General features: G+C 67.4%; 17 protein-coding genes. 14 read left to right on the top strand and 3 right to left on the bottom strand.

What is annotated here, in order from left to right:
- Window positions 1–30: 30 nt before the first annotated feature.
- The 3 genes from THIX_RS21420 (at window position 31) to THIX_RS21410 (ending at window position 3,437) form a co-directional block, all read left to right on the top strand.
- Window positions 31–999 carry a c-type cytochrome gene (locus tag THIX_RS21420; protein ID WP_112487823.1) on the top strand — a complete coding sequence of 323 codons (969 nt, stop codon included), beginning with the start codon at window positions 31–33 and terminating at the stop codon, window positions 997–999.
- Between the two features lie 226 nt (window positions 1,000–1,225).
- Window positions 1,226–2,008 (top strand): transcriptional initiation protein Tat, encoded by a 783-nt coding sequence (locus tag THIX_RS21415; protein WP_112487822.1) that lies wholly within the window; start codon window positions 1,226–1,228, stop codon window positions 2,006–2,008.
- A gap of 25 nt (window positions 2,009–2,033) precedes the next feature.
- Window positions 2,034–3,437, top strand: coding sequence for a PQQ-binding-like beta-propeller repeat protein (locus THIX_RS21410; RefSeq protein WP_112487821.1), 1,404 nt, complete (start codon window positions 2,034–2,036; stop codon window positions 3,435–3,437).
- 114 nt (window positions 3,438–3,551) lie between these two features.
- On the opposite strand, the gene THIX_RS21405 is transcribed toward THIX_RS21410, so the two are convergent.
- Window positions 3,552–3,992, bottom strand: a complete 441-nt coding sequence (locus THIX_RS21405; RefSeq protein WP_112488541.1) for an OsmC family protein — start codon at window positions 3,990–3,992, stop codon at window positions 3,552–3,554.
- 434 nt (window positions 3,993–4,426) lie between these two features.
- Between THIX_RS21405 and ilvA the strand changes: the two genes are divergently transcribed.
- The gene (gene ilvA / locus THIX_RS21400; protein WP_112487820.1) at window positions 4,427–5,977 is read left to right on the top strand and encodes a threonine ammonia-lyase, biosynthetic; all 1,551 of its coding nucleotides are present in this window, start codon (window positions 4,427–4,429) and stop codon (window positions 5,975–5,977) included.
- Window positions 5,978–5,998: 21 nt separating this feature from the next.
- On the opposite strand, the gene THIX_RS21395 is transcribed toward ilvA, so the two are convergent.
- A complete protein-coding gene (locus THIX_RS21395) occupies window positions 5,999–6,661 on the bottom strand; it encodes a hypothetical protein (RefSeq protein ID WP_112487819.1) in 663 nt (220 codons plus the stop codon).
- A gap of 11 nt (window positions 6,662–6,672) precedes the next feature.
- Window positions 6,673–7,296: a general secretion pathway protein GspC gene (locus THIX_RS21390; protein WP_146748651.1), complete on the bottom strand. Its 624-nt coding sequence runs from the start codon at window positions 7,294–7,296 to the stop codon at window positions 6,673–6,675.
- Window positions 7,297–7,439: 143 nt separating this feature from the next.
- Between THIX_RS21390 and gspG the strand changes: the two genes are divergently transcribed.
- The 10 genes from gspG (at window position 7,440) to gspE (ending at window position 18,086) form a co-directional block, all read left to right on the top strand.
- Window positions 7,440–7,916 carry a type II secretion system major pseudopilin GspG gene (gene gspG / locus THIX_RS21385; RefSeq protein WP_199195343.1) on the top strand — a complete coding sequence of 159 codons (477 nt, stop codon included), beginning with the start codon at window positions 7,440–7,442 and terminating at the stop codon, window positions 7,914–7,916.
- 115 nt (window positions 7,917–8,031) lie between these two features.
- A complete protein-coding gene (locus THIX_RS21380; protein ID WP_158540975.1) occupies window positions 8,032–8,676 on the top strand; it encodes a GspH/FimT family pseudopilin in 645 nt (214 codons plus the stop codon).
- A 15-nt stretch (window positions 8,677–8,691) separates the two neighbouring features.
- On the top strand, window positions 8,692–9,072 hold the full coding sequence (gene gspI, locus THIX_RS21375) for a type II secretion system minor pseudopilin GspI (protein ID WP_112487816.1): 381 nt from the start codon (window positions 8,692–8,694) through the stop codon (window positions 9,070–9,072).
- Window positions 9,072–9,782 (top strand): type II secretion system protein J, encoded by a 711-nt coding sequence (locus THIX_RS21370; protein WP_112487815.1) that lies wholly within the window; start codon window positions 9,072–9,074, stop codon window positions 9,780–9,782. The genes gspI and THIX_RS21370 overlap by 1 nt, the downstream gene beginning before the upstream one ends.
- 2 nt (window positions 9,783–9,784) lie before the next feature.
- Complete coding sequence (gspK, locus tag THIX_RS21365) at window positions 9,785–10,825, top strand: type II secretion system minor pseudopilin GspK (protein ID WP_233224783.1); 1,041 nt, start codon at window positions 9,785–9,787, stop codon at window positions 10,823–10,825.
- A gap of 70 nt (window positions 10,826–10,895) precedes the next feature.
- On the top strand, window positions 10,896–12,197 hold the full coding sequence (gspL, locus tag THIX_RS21360; RefSeq protein WP_112487814.1) for a type II secretion system protein GspL: 1,302 nt from the start codon (window positions 10,896–10,898) through the stop codon (window positions 12,195–12,197).
- Window positions 12,197–12,739 carry a type II secretion system protein GspM gene (gene gspM / locus THIX_RS21355; RefSeq protein ID WP_112487813.1) on the top strand — a complete coding sequence of 181 codons (543 nt, stop codon included), beginning with the start codon at window positions 12,197–12,199 and terminating at the stop codon, window positions 12,737–12,739. The genes gspL and gspM overlap by 1 nt, the downstream gene beginning before the upstream one ends.
- A gap of 228 nt (window positions 12,740–12,967) precedes the next feature.
- Window positions 12,968–13,888: a type II secretion system protein N gene (gene gspN, locus THIX_RS21350; RefSeq protein WP_112488538.1), complete on the top strand. Its 921-nt coding sequence runs from the start codon at window positions 12,968–12,970 to the stop codon at window positions 13,886–13,888.
- A gap of 63 nt (window positions 13,889–13,951) precedes the next feature.
- Entirely contained in the window at window positions 13,952–16,651 is a 2,700-nt protein-coding gene (gene gspD, locus THIX_RS21345; RefSeq protein WP_112487812.1) for a type II secretion system secretin GspD, read from the top strand.
- Window positions 16,652–16,661: 10 nt separating this feature from the next.
- Window positions 16,662–18,086 carry a type II secretion system ATPase GspE gene (gene gspE, locus THIX_RS21340; protein ID WP_112487811.1) on the top strand — a complete coding sequence of 475 codons (1,425 nt, stop codon included), beginning with the start codon at window positions 16,662–16,664 and terminating at the stop codon, window positions 18,084–18,086.
- The last annotated feature ends 138 nt before the right edge of the window (window positions 18,087–18,224 follow it).

The raw sequence follows: 18,224 nt of genomic DNA, 5'->3' as shown, positions 1-18,224 counted from the left end.
CAGGCCCACTCTATTCCGCGGAGACTCGTCATGACACTCGCTTGCACCGCCCCGTCTGCAAGAAACCCGCTGCTCCGGCCTGCGCTGGCGTTTGGCCTGCTAGCCGCCACTCTCGCCGCCGGCGCGACGGCTCTCGCCGCTGATGTTGCGGCCGTACCGAAATCAGCGATCAACGCTGCCGTGGGCACTGGCGCCACCTTTCAGCCGCCGCCGGAAAGCGCCATTCCGAACGACGACTTCGGCAAAGCGATCAAGCTCGGCCGCGACATCTTTCTCGACACCCCCAAGTACGCTGGCAAGTACATCGGCAACACCCTGAGCTGCGTCAACTGCCACACCGACGCCGGGCGCATGGCTGGTTCGGCACCGATGTGGGCCGCCTACGTCAGCTACCCCGCCTACCGCAGCAAAAACAAGAAGGTCAACACCTTCGAGGAGCGCCTGCAGGGCTGTTTCCACTTCAGCGAGAACGGCACACCGCCGCCGCTGGGCAGCAAGACTCTGGTGGCGCTGCAGGCCTATTCCTACTGGCTGGCCAAGGGCCTGCCGACGGATGAGCCGGTTGCGGGACGCGGTTATCCCAAGCTCGCCGCAGCGTCTTTGCCGCCCGACTATGTGCGCGGCAAAGCCGTCTACCAGGCCCAGTGCGCTGTGTGCCACAACGCCAACGGCGAAGGCCGGTATGTCGATGGCCAGACCGTGTTCCCGCCCTTGTGGGGCGCCAAGTCGTTCAACTGGGGCGCGGGCATGGGCAGCATCAAGAACGCCGCGGCCTTCATCCACGCCAATATGCCCTACGGCCAGAGCTACAGCCTGACGCCCCAGGAGGCCTGGGACGTGGCCTATTACATGGACGCCCAAGAGCGCCCGCAAGACCCTCGCTGGCAGGGATCGGTCGCGGCCACCCGCGCCAAATTCCACGACAGCAAGTTCAGCCTCTACGGGCAGACCATCAACGGCAAGGTGCTGGGCGATATCGGCCCGCCAAAAAAGAACTGACACCTGCCCCAGGCCTGCGCAATGCGGGCTCATCAAAGGCCGGTTGATGCCCGTCAAACATGCACGATCAGCCCAATCCAACGACACGGCGCAACCCAGATGCCAGAGAACAACACCTCAGGCTCCGGCGCAGCTTCGTCGCTATTTTTCCGCCGCGTTTTTGCTGCAACCCTGCAGCTTGTTCGCTGCAGCGACGCATTCCTATCCAAATTTCTGGAGATTCCCCATGACAACTCGCCGCCAACTCTTCACCCAAGTCGGAACCGTGGCGCTCGGCGCTGCACTCGCCAGCCACAACGTCGCCCAGGCCGCAACGGCCCCTGCTGCCAATCTTGAGCCTGCCGGCTCCGGCCAGCTCAAGGCCCTGAGCGATGCGCTGGCGAAAGCTCCGCGCCGGCGTGACTTCAAGACCGTGCCCATGATCTTGACCGACTCCTCCGACTGGGACGCCGAGGCGCTCAAGCTGCTGCTGGACTACAAGGCTGGCCCCAAGCAGTTGTGGGACAACACCGATCTGGAAAGCCCCTGGCTGAACTTGATGCGCAATGCGATGAACGCGCAAATTTGGTCGTGGAAACACCCGGATTTTCTTTCAGTTTCAGCCACCCATGGCTCGGCGCACCTCGCGCTCTATGACGACACCATTTGGGCCAAGTACGGCTTTCCCAAAATGCTCAAGGACAAGTTCAAGAGCAATGTGTTCATCACGCAGCCGAAGGCCGCGAGCGATAAGCCCAGCGACTACGAGGCGCCCGAAGGTGTGTTCTCCCCGGCCGACAACAGCGTGACGGTGCTGCAACGTCGCGGCGCGGTGTTCCTCGCTTGCCACAACGCGATTTGGGAACTCACTCGCGGGCTGCACAAAAAAGGCATCAACCCCGACAAGCTCAGCCACCCGCAAATGGCAGCCGAGTTCACCAACCATCTCATCCCCGGCGCCGTGCTCACGCCGGGCGTGGTGGGCACGATTCCCGAACTGCAATTGGCCGGATATCAGTACATCAAGTGATCCAACCCATCAGGAGGAGATTCCAATGAAACGCACCCTGGCCCCATCACGCCTAGCGCGCCCGCACTTACGGCAGCTTGCACTTTGTGCGGCCCTCAGCGCCGTTTGTGCGGCAGCGAGCGCGCAGACAGCAACGAGCACCGACACGCCGACGCAATGGCCGATGTACGCGCTCAACCCCGGCCACAACGCCGTGGTGCCGTCGCACTTTCCGGCCATGGCATGGACTTGGCAGGTGCCCGGTGCGGCCGATGCGGCCAAGGCCAAGGTGCTCAACTCCACCATCATTCGCGATCTGGTGGGCTTCCCCATCGGCGTCGCGGTGGTGGACGGCATGGTCTATGCCACGAATGACAACGGCTACATCTACGCCGTCGATGCCCATAGCGGCAAGCTGGCGTGGAGTTTCAACGCCTACAACCAGCTCATGACCACGCCCATCGTGGCCGCCATCGACGGCCGCCCGCTGGTGTTCATCGGTGCCGGCAATTCGGTGTTTGCCTACAGCCACGCCAAGCAGTTCGGTGTGCCCGGCGCACAGGTGATCCGCGGCAATGGCGTGTCGGCGATCTACGCGCTCGACGCCAAAACCGGGGATGAAGTCTGGGTGCACAAAACCAAGGGCGAGGACATGCCGACCCCGGCGCTGTATCAGGGCAAGCTGCTGTTCGGCAACGGCGACGGTCATGCCTACGCGCTGGATGCCGCCACCGGCAAGCTGGCCTGGCGGACGCCGATCCACTCCTTCGTCAGCATGTCCTCGGCCACGCTCGATCCGGCACGCGGCGTGCTGGTGATGGGCGGCACGCATCCGAGCAAGATCTACGGCCTGGATGCCGCCACCGGCAAGCTGCTGTGGTCGGTGGAGCCGCCGCTGGTGTTCTCCAGCAGCGCCGGCGATGGCACCTGGGCGATGGACGGCAAGGGCTTGGCCATCGGCCAGATCGAAACCCGCACCAGCGCGCAACAGGCCACGAAGGAGTCGGCGTCGGAAGAACTCGCCATCGATCTGAAGACCGGCAAGATCGTCTGGAGCACCGAGCTGGGCGCGGGCAAAACGCCGCCGCGCAACAAGGACGCCGTGCCCACCGTGGTCGACGGCGTGGTCTACACCGGCAGCCCGGTGACGCATACCGAGTACGCGGTCGATGCGCAAACCGGCAGGATTCTGTGGCAGCAGCCGCTGAAGGTGAGCATGAAAGGCGCCCCGGTGATCTTTGGCAAGGTGCTGATCCAGGCCACCGCGTCTGGTGAAATCTTCACCCTCGACCGCGACAGCGGCGCGGTGCTCCACACCTACAACGCACACCAGGGCGGGTACGGCCCGCAGAACGGTGTGGTCGTCGGCGGCACCTATTTCAACGGCACCAATGCCGGCATGCTGCAGGCCATTCCGTTGTCGACCCTGGGGGTCACGGGCAAGCCCTGAACCAAGGGCAATCGCTGCCCTGTGGAGATTCACGGCTGGCCAGGAACTGGAGCGACTGCGACAGCCCAGCGCGGTCGACGGGCATCCCGATCTGGCGCCTTCCCCCGCCGGATCTCAGCCGACTTCGGCGATCTCCACGCTGCTCGTGATGGCCGCCGTTTTCGCCAGCATGGCGGTGGCCGAGCAGTATTTTTCCTGCGAGAGACGCACGGCCCGCTCCACCACCGACGGCGCCAGTCCTTTGCCACTGACGGTGAAATGCAAATGAATGCGGGTGAACACCTTGGGGTCGGAGGCGGCGCGCTCGGCCTGGAGCTTGACGCTGCAGCCACGCACGTCCTGCCGACCTTTTTTCAGGATGTAGACCACGTCATAAGCCGAGCAGCCGCCAGTACCGGCGAGCACGGTTTCCATGGGTCGCGGCGCGAGGTTGTGACCACCGGGGTCGCCGGCTTGTGCGGCCGGGGCGCCATCCATCGCCAGAATATGCCCGCTGCCGGTGGTGGCGATAAAGGCCATGCCGTCTTCGCCGGCCCATTGCACTGTGCATTCCATCATTGTTCAAACTCCTGGGTTGTTGGCAGCCTGTGTTGTCGTTGTAGGGCACCCAATACATTGCACTGCACCAAACTGGCCGGTCTTCAGCACCGCGCAGGGGAAGCAACACCAGTGGCAGGCCAGCGTTGCATCAAAATTTTTCGATAAGTCATTGATCTTATTAAACTTTATATATAAGTTGATGCTGATTTTCTAAAATACCAGACTGGCTCAAGGGGTTTTGCAACGCAGCAGCAATTGTCTTACTATGTGTTCACGTTGATCGATTTGGATCAGCTCCCCTTGTCTCCTCCACCCTCCTCCTTAGGTGGATTCCAACCCAGGCAACAAGCCTGGGTTTTTTTTGCCCGTCGTTCAGGCAGAGTCTCAACCGCGTGACGCTGTGGCGGCCCTTCCTACAATGACCGATTGTCCTCTTTTGCAGGCCGGCCGTGACCAAGAAGCATACCGATTATCTGCAGCGCATTCTCACCGCCCGGGTGTACGACGTGGCGCAGGAAACCGCGCTGGAACCCGCGCGCAATCTGAGCCGCCGGTTGCACAACAAAGTGCTGTTCAAACGCGAAGACCAGCAACCGGTGTTCAGCTTCAAGCTGCGCGGCGCCTACAACAAAATGTCGGGCCTGAGCGAAGACGAGCGCAAGCGCGGCGTCATCTGCGCCTCGGCTGGCAACCATGCGCAAGGCGTGGCGCTGTCGGCGCACAAACTGGGCTGCCGCGCTGTCATCGTCATGCCCTCGACCACCCCCAAGGTGAAGATCGACGCGGTGCGTGCCTTCGGCGGCAGCAATGTGGACGTGGTGCTCGAAGGCGAGAGCTACAGCGACGCCTACGCCCATGCGCTCACGCTGCAGGCCGCGCAGGGGCTGGCCTTCGTGCACCCCTTCGACGACCCCGACGTGATCGCCGGCCAGGGCACCATCGCCATGGAAATCCTGCGCCAGCACCAGGGGCCCATCCATGCCGTGTTCTGCGCCATTGGCGGCGGCGGCCTGATTTCGGGAGTGGCCGCGTATATCAAAGCGGTGCGACCGGAGATCAAGATCATCGGCGTGCAGACCCCCGATTCGGACGCCATGCTGCAAAGCGTGAGGGCCGGCAAGCGCGTGGAGCTGAGCGAAGTGGGCTTGTTCGCCGATGGCACAGCGGTCAAGCGCGTGGGCGAGGAAACCTTCCGTCTGGTGCGCGACCTGGTGGACGACTTCGTTGTCGTCAGCACCGACGAGGTGTGCGCCGCGCTCAAGGACGTGTTCGAGGACACCCGCAGCGTGCTGGAACCGTCCGGCGCGATGTCGGTGGCGGCGCTGAAGCAATACGCCGCTGCGCACAAGCTCAAGGGCGAAACCCTGGTGGCCATCACCTGCGGCGCCAATATGAACTTCGACCGCCTGCGCTTCGTCTCCGAGCGCGCCGAGGTGGGCGAGGCGCGCGAAGCCTTGTACGCCGTGACCATCCCCGAGCAGCCGGGCAGTTTTCGCCGCCTCTGCGGGCTGGTGGGTAGCCGCAATGTGACCGAATTCACCTATCGCATCAAAGGACCGGAAGCGGCGCATGTGTTCGTCGGCCTGGCCGTGAATGGCCGCGCCGACGCGCAGAAAATGACGCAGATTTTCGAGCGTGCCGGCTATGGCGCGCTCGATCTGAGCGACAACGAGTTGGCCAAGGTCCATCTGCGCCATCTGGTTGGCGGCCCCGCGCCGCGCACGGTGACCGGCGGCAACATGGCGGAACACGAGAGGCTGGTGCGTTTCGACTTCCCCGAGCGCCCGGGCGCGCTGCTGCGCTTCCTCGACAGCCTCTCACCCGACTGGAACATCAGCCTGTTTCACTACCGCAACCAAGGCGGCGACAGCGCCCAAATCCTGGTCGGCATCCAGGTGCCGCCGAGCGACAACCGGGCATTCAGCCATTTCCTGCAACAACTCGGCTACCAGTACACCGAGGAAACCGACAACCCGGTGACGCAGTTGTTCTTGTCTTGACCGGTTGCGGCCTGCGTGAGATCAGCCTGCGCGCGGCAACACCAGCTTGCGATGCCCCGATTCTTGGGGAAAGCCGTGCAGCGCGGCTTGCGCCAGTGGCGCGGCGACGGAAGCCAGACCGCGCTCGTAGCCGCCAATCGCGGCGTGAGAGCTCCACACCAGCGCGCCGGTGGCGGTATCGCGAATGTCCAGGGTGAGGCTGCGGACATACCAGATGGGCGGCGGCATCCAGCCGCCGAACCCGTCGTCATCGTCGCCGCCGTCCTCGTCGTCGAAACCACCAACGTATCCAAAACCGCCGGTGAAATACACACCGCTGCTGGGCAGCAGCATCGGCGCCGGCCACCCCAAGGGGCCGTAGGTGGCCGCGAGATCGGGCCGGATGCGGTAGTCGTAGCGGGCGGTGTAAGGCGCAGGCTGGTTGAGCAGGGGCACCATGCCCGCCCGCGCCATGGCATCGACCACGGCGCTCTGGAATTCGTAGGCATGAGCACTGGCCTCGTTGCCGGCAGACGCCTGAACCAGCACCTTGGCGCCGACCAGGGCCTGGGGCGCTGAGTGGGGGGTCACCACGGTCGTGCGCAAGGCGCCGAAACTTGCGCAGCCGCCGAGCAGCAAAACAGGAAGCAGCAGGCTGATGGAAACCCGCCGCCGGAGCCCGGGCAGCATGTCGCCAATGTTCATGGGGTCGACTCCTACGGCCGTGGCGCGAAGCCCGGGGCGAGATTGGGCGTAAAGCTGCTGACGCCGCCGGGGGCGGGGGCAGGCGCCGCTTGCACGCCCCCGATCTGCGGCGGTATGTAGTCTGGCGGGGCGCCGGCGCCGGGCAAAGTGGGGCTGCCGCCCTGGGGCTGGAGCTTGAGGTTCACATGCGTGCCGTTCTGGACCAGAACCGCATGGCCGTATGTGGTGGAGTCGAGGCGCACCCCGGGCGCAACCGCCCCACCCACCGCCACCGCCTGCGGCGGCTTGCCGTCCACGCCGATGAGCGCGGCGCCAGCTTCCGAACCGCCACCGATCACTCCCCAAAGCCGGTAGCGCGCCGGTGCGGCCGGTCCCTTGTCCGGCAGGGGCGCGGTGGTGCCAAACAGCCGCGGCGCCGCGGCCACCAGAGCGTCGGTATCCAGCCGGCCCACGGCTTGGGCGTCGCTGGGTATGGAGGCCGGGCGTGCCAGCAGCTGCAAGGCCCAGTAGCCGAAGCTGGCCGCGCAGGTGAATGCCAGCAGCAGCGAAACCAACCAAGCCACGCGCAGCGAGGACGTCGAGGGGGTGTCGGCAACCATGCCGGCAGCAGGCGATAGGCGAGAGAACTTGAACATGAGGCCACTATTATGGCCGTCCGGTGAAGACAGGCAAGTCGTCTGCCACCCACCCCGATGCCCGCATGGCCAACACACTGCGCGTGCGGGCTTTTGCACCAACCTCCGGGCCGGCCCCGACGGCCCACCATGGACGCCTCCGCATGATTGCCGTTTCCCCATCTTCCAAACCCCTGGCGAGCGCGGATCGATTCGCGCCTCGCCAGCGCCGCCACAGCCGCGGCTTCACCCTGATCGAGCTGATGGTGGTGCTGGTCATCATGGGCGTGCTGGCTGCGCTCATCGTGCCCAACATCCTGGGCCGTACCGACGAGGCGCGCGAAACCGCCGCCAAGACCGACATCGCCACCATCATGCAGGCGCTCAAGCTGTACAAGCTCGACAACGGCAACTACCCGACGCAGGAGCAGGGCTTGCAGGCGCTGGTGGTCAAGCCTTCGACGCCGCCCATCCCCACCAACTGGAAACCCTACCTGGACAAGTTGCCGACCGATCCCTGGGGTCGCCCCTACCAATATCTCAACCCCGGCGTCAAAGGCGCGGTCGACGTGTTCAGCTACGGCGCTGACGGCAAGCCCGGAGGCGAGGGCGCCAATGCCGACATCGGCAGCTGGCAGTAGGGTGAGCCCCCAGGCTGCTGCCTTGCAGCAGCCACCCCCCCAGGGGGATGAGCTTGGGCCAGCGAATAGACCTGTGCCTGTGCCTGTTCGCGCGCCATGCGAATGGTCTCGGCGCATGCTCAGCACCGAGCCACCCGAGAAAACTTCGGGCGGCCGTGCGTTTTCCCAAGAAGCGGGGGCAATGGGCCCCGCCACGGCGCGGCACGCCGGAACTTGCTCGCCGGCACACGCAGCGCGCGGTTTCACCCTGGTGGAGTTGCTGGTCGCGCTGCTGGTGATGGCGTTGCTCACCGGCCTGGCCGCCATGGCCCTGCCGCAAAGCGGACAGGAAAGCATGCAGCGCGAGGCCGAACGTCTGGCCGCCTTGCTGGACGCCGCGCGCGAGCAGGCAGCTGCGCGCGGCGAACCGCTGGCCTGGGCGCCGGGACCTGCCGGCTACACCTTTTTGCAACCCTCGCCGCGCGGCTGGATTCCACTGGACGATGCCCCGCTCACGGCACGGCGCTGGCAGTGGCTGAGCGGTGACGCCGCCCTGCCCGCCAACTACCAGCCACGCGGCACCAGCGCCACGGTTCAGGCCGGGCAGGTCGCGGTGCGGGCCAGCGGCGGCGTCGCCGGACCGGGTGCCGCGCCCAGCTGGCTGGTGTTCGGCACCGAGCCGGTGTCGCCGCCGCTGGACATCACGCTGCAGGACGATGGTCGCGTCGTCACCATCGCCAGCGACGGACTGGCGCCGTTCGCCGTGCGCAGCCAGCGCTGATTCGTGATCCCCGCCATGCTCCGATCGCGTCCCAGGCATCCATCGTCCCGCGGCTTCACCCTGCTCGAAGTGCTGGTGGCCCTCGCCGTGGTGGCCATCGCCCTGCTCGCCGCCATGCGCGCGTCCGGCGGGTTGCAGGACAACGCGGAGCGCTACCACCAGGCGGTTCTGGCGCAGCAATGCGCCGAGAATTTCCTGATCGACCAGCGCCTGAGCCGCATCTTCCCGCCCACCGGCCAAAGCCAGAGCCATTGCACCGAGGCCAACGCAAGCTTCACCTTGAACGTGGACGTGCAGCCCACGCCCAACCCCAACTTCCGCCGCGTCGATGTGCAGGTGCTGGACACCTCCGGCTGGACGGCTTGGAACGTGGTCACCATCATCGGCAATTTGTGATGCGCCACCCGCCTCGCACCGCCCCGCGCCGCAACGCCGGCTTCACCTTGATCGAGCTGCTGGTGGCCGCACTCATCATGGCGGTGATGGCGGGCCTGGGCTGGCGCGGGCTGGACAGCGTGGCGCAGGGACGCGACACCGCGCGCACCCGCATGCACGCGGCCGAACGCCTGTCGCTGACGATGCGCCAAATGGCCGACGACCTCGCCGCCGCCGCCGACGAGGGCGCAGCCCTGCCGGCGGTGAGCCTGGCCGGCAATGGCGACCTGCTCATCGTGCGGCGCGCACCGCAAGCCATGGGCGAAGACATGCGCGCCTGGCCTGGCGCCAGCCTGCCGCCCGACGCGGGTTGGCTGCAAGTGGCGCGCTGGGGTCTGCGTGGCAGCCGCTGGATGCGCTGGGCCAGCGCCCCGACCGCCTCGCGCGGCGCGCTGCTGGCGGCGATGCAAAGCCCGCAGGGCACCGCCATCGAAGCCTTGCCCGACATCACCGACATGCGCGTGCTGGTGTACCGCTACGCCGGCATCGGCATCCTGCAGCAAAGCGGCAGCTGGTCCAACCCCTACACCTCGGCCAACAGCGCTGCCGGCAGCAACCCGGCGTTCGCGTCGCTGCGCACCCCCGCCGCCTTGCGCCTCACGCTGCAAAGCGCCGCGCCCGATTTGCAGGGCACCATCATGCGCGAATTCCTGCTGGAGAACCGGCAGTGAACATGCAACCGCGCAAGAGCATGGCGCAACCCATGCCGCCCGCGGCGCGTACCCGCGGCGCGGCGCTGATCACCGCGCTGCTGATTGCCGCGCTGGCCGCGGTGATGGTGTCGGGCATGTTCTGGCGGCAATGGGGCGCCATCAGCCGCGAGCAGACGGCCAAGCAGGCGACCCAGGCGCGCTGGATCCTGCGCGGCACGGTGGATTGGGCGCGGCTCATCCTGCGCGAGGATGCGCGCAATTCCAGCGTGGACACGCTGAGCGAGCCATGGGCCGTGCCGCTGGCCGAATCGCGCCTGTCCACGTTTCTCGCCGCACGCGGGCAAAGCGTCGGCAGCCTGCCCGATGCCTGGCTGGAAGGCCACATCACCGACGCGCAAAGCCGCTTCAATCTGGCCGATCTGGCCCCCGGTGGGCGCATCGACCCGAACGCCCTGGCCGTGCTGCAGCGCCTGTGCGCCACCCTCGGCGTGAGCGAGGACGTGGCGCAAACCCTGGCCAATGGCGTGGCCGCGGCGCTACTCGCCACGGCCGCAACAGCCGCCGCGCCGGGCAGCGCAGCATCACAGCCTGCGCTTGGCACCAACGCCGGACAAGCCAGCTCGCTGCCGGTACAGCAGTTGCAGGACCTGGCGCGCTTGTCGCCCGCCGTGGCCCAGGCGCTGCCGGCGCTGCTTGCCGATGTCACCCTGCTGCCCACGCCAACGCCGGTGAACGCCAACACGGCTGGCGCCAACGTGTTGGCGGCGGTGCTGAACATCTCGGCCGATGCCGCCGCGCGCCTGGTGCAGTCGCGCAAGCAGAACTATTTCCGCAATACCGGCGACATCACCACGGCCTTGGGCCAACAGGCCCACCCGGACATCAACCCCGCACTGGTGAGCGTGTCCAGTGGCTTTTTCGACGCCACCGCGCGGGTGCGTATCGGCCACTTCGAGTACGCCGAGCGTGCGCTCATCCAGCGCGTCGGCCTCATCACCCTGGTGCTGCGCATGCAGCGCGTGCCGCCCTGGCTTGCGGCGGCCCCGGCGCCGGCGTCCTGACGGCACCCGCATCCCTACAATCGTTCGGTATGAGAGCCCTCCTCGACACGCCCGGCGCAAAGCCCTCCGCATGAGCACGCTCATCGTTCGCTTGCATTCAGGCAGCTCTGCCGGCGTCGGTGGCAAATCCACCGCGCTGGACTACACCTTGCTGAACGCCGGCGGACAGGCGACCGACAACGGTCATGCCCAGCCCGCGTTGCTGCCGCGGGCACAGCGCGTGGTGGCGGTGCTGCCCGCCGAGCAGCTCACCCTGCTGGCGCTGAACCTCCCGGCGATGCCACCCCAGCGACTGCAAGCCGCCTTGGCCGGGGCGCTGGAAGAGCGCCTGCTGCACGACACGGCCGGCGTGCATCTCGCCGCCGGCCCACGCGAGGCCGACGGCAGTGTGCGCCTGGCCTGCGCCTGCGAGCGCGCGCCGCTGGCCGCGGCCTTGCAAACCCTGGCCCAGGCCGGGCGCGAACCCGTCGCCGTGGTGCCCGAGCCGGCGTTGTTGGCCCCTGCAGAAGCGTGGCTCAGCGCCATGCCCGGCGGACTGCGCCTGCTCTGGCGCGACGCCGATGGCGAAGCCGCCTGGCTGCATCTGCCGACTGGTGCAACCGCCGGCGCGACACCTGCAGACTCCGCGCACGAGGACTCGCCCGCGCCGGAATTGCTCACCGCGCGGCCCACGCGCGTGTTGGTCGACCCGGACTTGCAGGATCTGGCCACACGCTGGTTCGGCACCAACGCCGAAATCACGCCCATCACCCATGCAGCCCTGCTGGCGCGCGCCACGCAGTCGGGCTGGAATTTGCGCCAGTTCGAACTGGCGCCGCAAGCGGCGATGCAACGCGGCATCGCCGGGCTGGCCAAACAGTTGCGCGCCCCGGCCTGGCGCCGCGTGGCCATGCTCGTCGGCGTGCTGCTGCTGGTGCAGATCGTCGGCATCAACCTGGTGGCGATGAAGCTGCGCAGCACCCGCAACCGGCTGCAGACGCAGGTGCAAACCGTGGTGAGCGAGGCCCTGCCGGGCACACCCGCGGTGCTCGATGCCCGGCTGCAAATGCAGCGCGCGCTCGACAACGCCCGCACCCGCGCCGGCAAGCCCACCAGCACCAGCGTGGAAGCGCTGATGGGCGCGGCGGCGCGGGTGCTGCCGGAGAAAACCACCATCGGCAAACTCGATTACACCCCGGGTCAGCTCCAGCTCGACCTGGGCAGCGCCCAAGCCGCTGCCGCGCAAGCTCGTTGCGGCCTGCTACAACTGCCTTGCAAGGCCGAGGGCGGCAAGCTCAGCGTTGGCGTGGCGGGTGGCGCGACGGGCGACGCAACAAGCGGGGCGCCGGGCGGCGCCGTCAGTGGCAACATCGGCAGCGGAGTGACGAGCTGATGGCCACCGCTCCCGAGCGTCCCTCCATGTTGCCCAGCGTGGTGATGGCCTTGCAGGCCCGCTGGGCGGGCCTGTCGCAGCGCGAACGGCGCCTGGTGAGCGTGGCCGCCACGGTGGTGGGCGTGGCCCTGATGTGGCTGGCGTTGCTGCGCCCGGCATTGCACACCTTGCACACGGCGCCTGCGGAAATCGCGCAACTGCAAACCACCTTGCGCACCGCGCAAGAGCAGGCGCAGGAGTTGGCGCGACTGGCTGCTGCCCCTGCGGTTGCGGCCACGACCAGCGATTTGCGCAGCGCCGTGGGCGACTGGCTGCATGCGCACGACGCCCAGGCCGAGGCGCAGATCACGGTGCTGCCCGGCAGCATCACGCTGGACGTGAAGCGCCTGAAGCCGCAAACCCTGCTGGGACTGGCACAGGCCGCCCGCCGCGACTGGGGTTCTTCAGTGTCGCAGGCGCAACTCGTGCGCGGCGCCGATGGACTGCTAGCTGGGCGCATCCAACTGGCGCAGCAACAAGGTTCGGGCAACTCGAGCCCGTGACGCTGCATGGCGCCGTCGGCCCGTTCGGGCTGCGATGACGCCGCCGCCAGCCCGCAGAGCGCCGCTTCCTTGCGCTTCCCCCCACGCCACATGCCCATCCCGACGTTGCGACTCCGATCCGCGCCACGGCCCTGCTCCACCGACGCCAGCATGCCCAGCCAGCGCCCATCACGCCTTCTCCTTCTCTGACCTTCTGAGATGCCCACGGCACGCATCAACCCGCACCCCATGGCCCGTCGCCCCAACCCCGCTCCCGGTGCCCGCTGGCCACTCTGGCTGGCAGGGCTGCTCGGCCTGCTGCTCGCCTTCGTGCTGTTTGCGCCGGCCAGTTGGCTGGCTGCGTCCGTTGCCCGTGCCAGCCAGCAGCATGTGCTGCTGGCGCAGGCGCAGGGCACCTGGCGCGACGGCTCGGCGCAGGTGGTGCTGGCCGGCGGGGCGCAAAGCCGGGGTGCGGCGCTGGCTCCAGGGCGCTTGCACTGGCGTATCGGCTTGGGCGGCATCTGGCATGGCCAGGTGGAGTTGGTGTTGCGCTGGCCGGAACTCGCCGCAGCACCGCTGCGGCTGCGGGCACAGCTGGGGGTCGGCGGCTGGAGCCTGCGGCAGCTTGCCGCCTCCGCGCGGGATGCGGCGACACCTGCCGCGCAAGCCTTCGAGGAAACGAAGGACCGCTCCCGAGTTGCCTCGACTCCCTTGGGTGGAGTCCGCTCGCGGACTTCTGGGGGCACTCAAGCCTGGCAGGCGCAGCTGCCTGCGGACTTGCTCGAGGGGCTGGGTACGCCGTGGAACACACTGGCCTTGCAGGGGCGCATCGGCTTGTCGTTGCGCCATGCCAGCCTAGAATCGGCTGCAGGCAGGTTGCGTTTGAACGGGGAGATTCGCGTGGATGCCGCCGACATGAGCTCGCGACTGAGCACCGTGGCACCGCTGGGAAGCTATATCCTGCGCATCCATGGCGATGGCGCAAATGCTGGCATCGACCTGTCCACGCGCTCCGGACCCTTGATCCTGGCGGGCCACGGGGTCTGGAACGGACAGCGTTTGCAGTTCGACGGCACGGCGAGGGCGGGCGCGGGGCAGGAGCAGGCCCTGGCGAATCTGCTCAGTCTGCTGGGCCAACGCGAAGGCGACCATGTGCGCATCAGTCTGTGAAGCGAAGACTTCGGGATCGACCCGTCAACCCGCATCAACCTGGATTCTTGAGACCAACCCGATATGAGTGAGCCGCGCGCCGCAACTCGAGCATCACAACCGGAGCGACGACCGTCCGGCAGGGCGCGCCGTGTGCCGGCCGCGCTGCTGCTGGGCTTGGCCCTGGTCGGCTTGCTGCCGCCTCCGGCCTGGGCGGCACCGGGCGAGGGCGGTTCGCGCCCCCGGCCGAACGCGCCCATGACCATCAATCTGGTGAATGCCGAAATTGCCAGCGCGGTGCAGGCGGTGGCTGCGGCCACCGGGCGCAACTTCATTGTCGACCCACGGGTGAAGGGGCAGATCACGCTGCAGTTCGAGAAACCCGTGCCGCCGCAGCAGGTGTACCTGGCGCTGCTGACGCAACTGCGTCTGGCGGGCTACGCGGTGGTGGAGCATGACGACGTGTTCAAGGTCGTGCCCGAGGCCGACGCGCGGCTGCAGACCACGCCGGTGGGTGTGGGCAACCGCCTGACCGCGATTCCAGGCAAGGGCGATCAGGTGGTGACGCAAATCTTCCAGTTGCGCAACCAGGCGGCGAGCAATCTGCTGCCGGTGCTGCGTCCACTGATTTCGCCGAACAACACCATCAATGTCGATCCCGGCAGCAATGCCCTCGTCATCACCGATTACGCCGACAACCTCAAGCGCCTCGCCCGCATCATCGCCGGGCTGGACGTGCCCACCGGCAGCGAGGTGGACGTGGTGCCGCTGAAGTACGCGGTGGCCGCCGAACTGGCGGCGACGCTGCAAAAACTCATCGACATGCAGGCAGCCGCGTCGCCGGGCGCGCCCGGCGCTCCGGCAGCCGCCGTCACCGGGGCCAACGGCATGCGCGCCGTGGTGCTGCCGGAAAGCAGCAGCAACGCCCTCATCATTCGCGCCGCCAACGGGGCGCAACTGGTGCAGATCGAGCAGATGATCGCCAAGCTCGACCGCCCGGACGACACCGACAACATTCACGTCGTCTATCTGCACAACGCCAACGCTGCCGATCTGGCGCGCACCCTGCGCGGCGTGCTGGCCAATAACGGCCTGGGCACCAGCACCGGGCAGAACGGACGCAATGCCCGGCCCATCGCCCAAGGCAATACGGCGAACACGCAGCAGGGCATGAACAGCACCAGCAGCTTCAGCAATGGCGCCACCAGCCCCGGCCTGGGCCAGGCGCCGGATTTCGCGCCACGCGCCGGCAGCGAGGCCATCGCCCTGCCCGAGGGCGGCTCGGTGTACGCCGACACGGCGCTGAACGCGCTCATCATCAATGCTCCGCAGCCGGTCTACCAGCAGTTGCGCGGCGTCATCCAGCAGCTCGACGTGCGCCGCGCCCAGGTGTATGTGGAGGCGCTGATCGCCGAGGTGGACGCCAACAAGGCGGCGCAACTCGGCATCCAGTGGCAGGCGATCGCCGGCAGCGCGGGCAACCAGAACGCCATTTACGGCGGCAGCAATTTCGGCACCGGCGGCAGCAACATCATCAATCTGCAAGCGGGCATCTCGGCCGGCGGCACGGCTGCGGGCCAGGCCATCGCCAGTGGCGCGCTGTCCATCCCCAACGGTCTGAACATCGGCCTGCTGCACAACGTCGCCGGTCTGGCCACGCTGGGTCTGCTGGCCAATTTCCTGCAGACCCACGACGGCGCCAACATCCTTTCGGCGCCGAATTTGATGACCCTTGACAACGAAGACGCCAAGATCGTCGTCGGCCAGAACGTGCCCTTCATCACCGGCCAGTACGCGCAGACCGGCTCCACCGCGACGGTGACGCCGTTCCAGACGGTGGAGCGCAAGGACGTGGGCCTGACGCTCAAGGTGCGGCCGCAGATCACCGCCGGCAACACCATCAAGATGGACGTGTACCAGGAGGTGTCGAGCATCGCCAGCACCAGCAACTCGGCCGGCATCATCACCAACAAGCGCTCGATCCAGACCGCCGTGCTGGTGAACGACGGTCAGACCATCGTGCTCGGCGGCCTGATGCAGGACAACGTCAGCGAGAACAACAGCAAGATCCCCGGTCTGGGCGACATTCCCGGCATCGGCGCGCTGTTCCGCTCGAACTCGCGCACGATGACCAAGACCGACCTGATGGTGTTCCTGCGACCCATCATCGTGCGCACCGAGAGCGAGGGCAGCAGCATCAGCCAGCGCCGCTACGACCACATGCAGAACTTGCAGAGCAATAGCCAGTTGCCCTCGCAGTTCGGCATGCCGAATCTCCCGGGCCCGATCCTGCCGACCATCACGCCACCCAACACGGCGCCTGCCGCACCGGCGGGCAGCGGCCCGGCGGCCAGCGCCGCGACGACGCTTGCGCCAGCGCCGCCTGTGCCCAGCCCATCGCCGAACGTGGAGCAGCAGGGCAATGTGCTGCAGGGCGTGCAGGCCAGCCAGCACGGCAGCCAGACGGTCGTGCAACTGGAGTTCGCCCAGCCGCTGCTGAACGCGCCGCCCGGGTTCACCATGGAGCAGCCGCCGAGCATCGTGCTCGACTTTCCCGGTGTCGTCTCCGGCCTGGGGCGCAATGTGGTGAGCTTCGAGCAGGGCAATCTGCGCAACGCGAACGTGATGGAAGCGCAAGGCCGCTCGCGCGTGGTGCTGAGCCTGCGCAAGGTCACCAGCTACAAGACCGAAATCCAGGGCCGACGTCTGCTGGTGCTGCTGGACAACACCGCCGTGTCAACCGTCACACCGGCGGCAGCCACCCCGGCCAAGCCCAAGCCTTGAGGCCGCTGCGATGTCGCTGCGCTACCCGCTGCCTTACGCCTTCTGCCGCGACCAGTCCCTGCTGGCCGAGCAGGACGGCGCGCTGCTCAAACTCTGGGTGAGCGAAACCACGCGCGCCGCCGGCCTGGCCGAGGTGCAGCGCACGCATGCGGTGCAAACCTTGCAGCGGGTGACGGCAACCGAGCTGCAGCAGCGCATCGGCACCGCGTACGCCGCACGCGACGGCAGTGCCGCCGAAGTGGTGAGCGAGGTCGAGGGCGATGTCGATCTTTCCCGCCTGATGCAAGACCTGCCGGCGGTGGAGGACCTGCTGGAAGCGGCCGACGACGCCCCCATCATCCGCATGCTCAACGTGCTGTTCACCCAGGCCGCGCGCGACGGCGCCAGCGACATCCACATCGAGCCCTACGAGCTGTCCTCGGTGGTGCGCTTTCGCGTCGACGGCGCGCTGCGCGACGTCGTGCGGCCGAACAAGGCGCTGCACGGCGCGCTCATTTCGCGGGTGAAAATCCTGGCCCAGCTCGACATCGCCGAAAAGCGCCTGCCGCAGGACGGGCGCATTTCGCTGCGCATCGGCGGCCGCGCGCTGGACGTGCGCGTGTCCACCTTGCCCTGCGCCCATGGCGAGCGCGCCGTCATGCGCCTGCTCGACAAATCCGCGGCCAAGCTCGACCTGCGCGCCGTGGGCATGTCGCCCACGATGCTGCAGCAGTTCGACGCGCTGGTGCACCACCCGCATGGCCTGATCCTCGTCACCGGCCCGACCGGCAGCGGCAAGACCACCACCCTGTATTCCACGCTGGCGCGGCTGGACGCCACCACCACCAACATCATGACGGTGGAAGACCCGGTGGAATACGATCTGCACGGCATCGGCCAGACGCAGGTGAATCCGCGCATCGACCTGACCTTCGCCCGCGCCCTGCGCGCTATCCTGCGGCAAGACCCGGACGTGGTGATGATCGGCGAAATCCGCGATTTCGAAACCGCGCAGATCGCCATCCAGGCCTCGCTCACCGGCCACCTCGTGCTGGCCACGCTGCACACCAACGACTCGCCATCGGCCGTGACACGCCTCATCGACATGGGGGTCGAACCCTTCCTGCTCGCCTCCTCGCTGCTCGGCGTGCTGGCGCAACGCCTGGTGCGCAAGCTGTGCCAGGCGTGCAAAAAACCCGCCGTCGACGGTCCGGGCTTGGAAGCCGTGGGCTGCCCGATCTGCAACCACACCGGCTACAGCGGCCGCACCGGCGTGTTCGAACTGCTCACCGCCAACGACGCCATCCGCGCCGCCGTGCACGAGCGCGCCAGCGAAGCCGAATTGCGCCGCCTGGCCACCGCCGCCGGCATGCACACCATGCGCGACGACGGCATGCCCTGGGTGCTGACTGGCGAGACCTCGATGGCCGAGCTGATGCGGGTGACGCGGGAATAGCGCCTGACACGGACAGCATGCAAACCACGGCGCATCTCCCCATGCCACGCGAGAACGCGCCGATCGCCAGGCCATCGACTTGGCGTGGATCGAACAGGTCCTTGCGGCGCCTGTCCGGCGTGAAGTGCAAAGCGACGG

Origin of the sequence: Thiomonas sp. X19, assembly GCF_900089495.1 — a bacterium.
Classification (GTDB): Bacteria; Pseudomonadota; Gammaproteobacteria; order Burkholderiales; family Burkholderiaceae_C; genus Thiomonas_A.
This window is presented reverse-complemented; position numbering and strand designations above follow the sequence as displayed.

Excerpts from the sequence above, each read along its gene's own strand:
- THIX_RS21410 (WP_112487821.1), top strand. The coding sequence starts at position 2,034 with ATGAAACGCACCCTGGCCCCATCACGCCTAGCGCGCCCGCACTTACGG.
- THIX_RS21370 (WP_112487815.1), top strand. The coding sequence starts at position 9,072 with ATGCGCCACCCGCCTCGCACCGCCCCGCGCCGCAACGCCGGCTTCACC.
- gspM (WP_112487813.1), top strand. The coding sequence starts at position 12,197 with ATGGCCACCGCTCCCGAGCGTCCCTCCATGTTGCCCAGCGTGGTGATG.
- THIX_RS21415 (WP_112487822.1), top strand. The coding sequence starts at position 1,226 with ATGACAACTCGCCGCCAACTCTTCACCCAAGTCGGAACCGTGGCGCTC.
- THIX_RS21395 (WP_112487819.1), bottom strand. The coding sequence starts at position 6,661 with ATGAACATTGGCGACATGCTGCCCGGGCTCCGGCGGCGGGTTTCCATC.
- gspI (WP_112487816.1), top strand. The coding sequence starts at position 8,692 with ATGCTCCGATCGCGTCCCAGGCATCCATCGTCCCGCGGCTTCACCCTG.
- THIX_RS21380 (WP_158540975.1), top strand. The coding sequence starts at position 8,032 with ATGCTCAGCACCGAGCCACCCGAGAAAACTTCGGGCGGCCGTGCGTTT.
- gspD (WP_112487812.1), top strand. The coding sequence starts at position 13,952 with ATGAGTGAGCCGCGCGCCGCAACTCGAGCATCACAACCGGAGCGACGA.
- THIX_RS21390 (WP_146748651.1), bottom strand. The coding sequence starts at position 7,296 with ATGTTCAAGTTCTCTCGCCTATCGCCTGCTGCCGGCATGGTTGCCGAC.
- gspK (WP_233224783.1), top strand. The coding sequence starts at position 9,785 with ATGCAACCGCGCAAGAGCATGGCGCAACCCATGCCGCCCGCGGCGCGT.
- gspE (WP_112487811.1), top strand. The coding sequence starts at position 16,662 with ATGTCGCTGCGCTACCCGCTGCCTTACGCCTTCTGCCGCGACCAGTCC.
- THIX_RS21405 (WP_112488541.1), bottom strand. The coding sequence starts at position 3,992 with ATGGAATGCACAGTGCAATGGGCCGGCGAAGACGGCATGGCCTTTATC.
- gspL (WP_112487814.1), top strand. The coding sequence starts at position 10,896 with ATGAGCACGCTCATCGTTCGCTTGCATTCAGGCAGCTCTGCCGGCGTC.
- gspN (WP_112488538.1), top strand. The coding sequence starts at position 12,968 with ATGGCCCGTCGCCCCAACCCCGCTCCCGGTGCCCGCTGGCCACTCTGG.
- gspG (WP_199195343.1), top strand. The coding sequence starts at position 7,440 with ATGATTGCCGTTTCCCCATCTTCCAAACCCCTGGCGAGCGCGGATCGA.
- THIX_RS21420 (WP_112487823.1), top strand. The coding sequence starts at position 31 with ATGACACTCGCTTGCACCGCCCCGTCTGCAAGAAACCCGCTGCTCCGG.